Origin of the sequence: Actinokineospora sp. (assembly GCF_050699995.1) — a bacterium.
In the GTDB taxonomy this organism is placed as follows: domain Bacteria; phylum Actinomycetota; class Actinomycetes; order Mycobacteriales; family Pseudonocardiaceae; genus Actinokineospora.
On sequence record NZ_JBOHGC010000301.1, the window covers coordinates 1 to 2,320 of the forward strand.

Below are 2,320 nucleotides of genomic sequence, written 5' to 3' on the forward strand. Positions count from 1 at the left end.
AGGGCTGCTTCCCGCCCTCCCCGGCACCACCCGGATCAGACTGCCCTCAGCTTCGTTACCCTGCTGCGACAGGCCAACGGTGCAGGTCTCTCACCTCCACACGGACTTGCAGCGCCTCGTGGCGCAAACAGAAAATTTGACAACCTCCAGTCCGGTGTTGAACGCTTCTTTTGAACACTCACCCCACCACGGCGCCACCTCGCCCTTGGCGGCGTTCCAGGCCCGGCGCAACGCCGGCAGAGTCCACCCCAGCGCCGGGGTCAGCTCATCACCGTCGAGGCCGTAGGAGCGTTCTGCCTCCCGCTGCCCGATGTTCGCCTTGACCCGAGCCAACGCCCAATTGAACGCGAACCGCGCTGCCCCGGCATGACGTTCCAGATTCCTGGCCTGGCCTGGGGGCGGGTCCAGGGCGTACCGGTACGCGCGCACCACCACCGTGGTACTCACCTCGGTCCACCGGTCTCAGCCGCGTCCGACCCCACGATCCGGCGACCACACGCGGCCGACACCACCAGATCCCCGAACCCGAACCGCATCAACCGATCACAATGCTCCACGACGACGACCGTAACGGCAGGGTACGACAAGAACGTTGCGATAGCCCGCGCTCGTTCGTCCCTGACCCGACCTCACTCACCACTTGGCCCACAACCAATTCGAGACCGGTCACCGTCATCGGGTGCGCACCCCCTGCCGTGATCGGCAGGGGGTGTTCTCAGTGCCGGGCTTCGTCGCTGACCTTGGCCAGGAACCGCGTCACCTCGGCGTAGGACTGCCATACCGACACCTCGACATAAGGGATGCTGTGGCGTTGGCAGTAGTCCATCACCAGCGGACGCACCCGCCGCAGGTTCACCCGCGGCATGCTGGGGAACAGGTGGTGCTCGACCTGGTAGTTCAAGCCGCCGTAGACGAAGTCGACGAACCGGCTCGACCGGATGTTGCGGGAGGTCAGGACCTGCCGGTGCAGCCAGTCCAGCTCCACGTCGTCGCGGTAGACCACCATACCCTTGTGGTTCGGCGCGAACACCATCCCGAGGTAGATGCCGAACACCACCTTGTTGACCAGGATGAACACCACCGCGGTCACCGGCGACAACACCCAGAACACCACGGTCAGGTAGATCGCCGCGTGCAGGAACACCAAGCCCAGCTCCAGCCGCGCCGAGCGCAGGATGCCCGCCTTGGCCGCGCGGAAGCCCGACATGTGCAGCCGCACCGACTCGTGCCCGAGCAGCACGAAGAACATCACCGCCTGGAAGCGGATGACGAACCTGCCGAACGCGGTGGCGGACTTGGCGGGCAGCTCGTCGACGTCGAAGATCACCGGGCGGCGGATCGTGTCCGGGTCCTTGTCGAGGTTGTTCGGGTTGTTGTGGTGGCGGTTGTGGTGGTTCACCCACCACCCGTAGGACACCCCGAGCAGCACGTTCATGTGCAGCATGCCGAGGATCTCCGACCGCCGCTTGGACGTGGTCACCTGCTTGTGCCCCACGTCGTGGGCCATGAAACCGGTCTGCACCAACGCGATCGCCAGCGCCACCGCGGTGAGCAGCTGCCACCACGAGTCGCCGATCAGGAAGAACGCCACCTCGCAGCCCGCCAGCATCGCGAAGCCCGCGATCGTCTTGGCGATGTAGTAGCCGGGCCGGGGAGCGGTCAGGCCCGCCTCTTTCGCCAGCCGCGACAGCTCCTCGAAGGTGCCGGTGGGGGAGAGGGTCAGGGAACCCGGTTGAGCGGGCATGAGGGTCTCCTAGAAGTGTGGTCAGGCCCGGTCATGACCGGAACCGGGTGCGGCTGGTCGGCGGGATCAGGTGCGGTCGGCCCGGTCACGGCGGGCCGTCGGAATTTGCTGTGGTCAGGTCGTGGCCATGACCAGGACGGCGTTCTGCCCGCCGAACCCGAACGAGTTGCTGATCGCGACCCGCAGCGGCAGCGGGCGGGGAGCACCGGCGACCACGTCGACCTCCACCCCCGGATCCAGGTCGACCAGGTTCGCCGTGGGCGGCACGACGCCGTGTTGCAGCGCCAGCGCGGTGAAGCACGCCTCGATCGCCCCCGCCGCCCCGAGGGTGTGTCCGGTGACGCCCTTCGTCGAGGTGACCGCGGGAGAGGCGCCGAGCACCTTGCGCAGCGTCGCCGCCTCGGTCAGGTCGCCGACCGGGGTGGACGTGGCGTGCGCGTTGACGTGGTCGACGTCGTCGGGCAGCACACCCGCGTCGGCCAGCGCCGCCTCGATCGCCAGCGTCGCGCCGACCCCGTCCGGGTGCGGGCTGGTGGCGTGGAACGCGTCGGCCGACGCGCCGTAGCCCAGGAGGCG

The 2,320-nt window shown here is 67.9% G+C and carries 3 protein-coding genes; all 3 read right to left on the minus strand.

The genetic code is table 11. The features are described from left to right. Window positions 1–90: 90 nt before the first annotated feature. Window positions 91–447, minus strand: a complete 357-nt coding sequence (locus tag ACRDSQ_RS15120; RefSeq protein WP_431421769.1) for a helix-turn-helix domain-containing protein — start codon at window positions 445–447, stop codon at window positions 91–93. Between the two features lie 268 nt (window positions 448–715). Further along, window positions 716–1,744 carry a fatty acid desaturase family protein gene (locus ACRDSQ_RS15125; protein WP_431421770.1) on the minus strand — a complete coding sequence of 343 codons (1,029 nt, stop codon included), beginning with the start codon at window positions 1,742–1,744 and terminating at the stop codon, window positions 716–718. A 114-nt stretch (window positions 1,745–1,858) separates the two neighbouring features. Then, window positions 1,859–2,320: beta-ketoacyl-[acyl-carrier-protein] synthase family protein (locus tag ACRDSQ_RS15130; protein ID WP_431421772.1), on the minus strand; the 462-nt coding region annotated here is incomplete at its 5' end.